Genomic DNA, 594 nt, shown 5'->3' with positions numbered 1-594 from the left:
AAGCCAATGCCAGTGTCAGTGTGACTATCAGCGATGGTTCGAATAACCAATCGCGTACTGTGACGGCTGATGGCTCTGGGGCATGGACTATCAGTGGTCGTGAGTTTGATGTCAGCAGCTTTAATAACGGCACACTCACCGTCAGCGCCACACAAAGTGATGCGGCGGGTAACACCTCCAGTGCAGCCAGCACCTCAGTGATTTTAGATAACGCAGCACCGAATGCCTTGACGATAAGCACCCCGATTGAGGTTGATGGCCGGATCAATGCTGTAGAAGATGGCAGTGTATTGATCACCGGCTCTGGCGCAGAAGCTAATGCCAGCGTCAGTGTGACCATCAGCGATGGCGCGAATAACTTATCACGGACTGTGACGGCCGATGGCTCTGGGGCATGGACTATCAGTGGTAGTGAGTTTGATGTCAGCAGCTTTAATAATGGCACGCTCACCGTCAGCGCCACACAATCTGATGCGGCGGGTAACACCTCCAGTGCAACCAGCACCTCAGTGATTTTAGATAACGCAGCACCGAATGCCTTGACGATTGCCACCCCGATTGAGGTTGATGGCCGGATCAATGCTGTAGAAGATG

1 protein-coding gene is annotated in these 594 nt (G+C 52.9%); it reads left to right on the top strand.

Annotated features, from left to right (window positions below):
- The coding region (locus H5158_RS22745; RefSeq protein ID WP_182740987.1) for an Ig-like domain-containing protein at positions 1 to 594 on the top strand (594 nt) is incomplete at both ends.

The sequence above is a fragment of the Pseudoalteromonas sp. SR45-6 genome, from assembly GCF_014163545.1.
Lineage (GTDB): Bacteria > Pseudomonadota > Gammaproteobacteria > Enterobacterales > Alteromonadaceae > Pseudoalteromonas > Pseudoalteromonas rhizosphaerae.
Note: the sequence above shows the minus strand (reverse complement) of the source record. Positions and strands in the feature narration are given on the sequence as shown.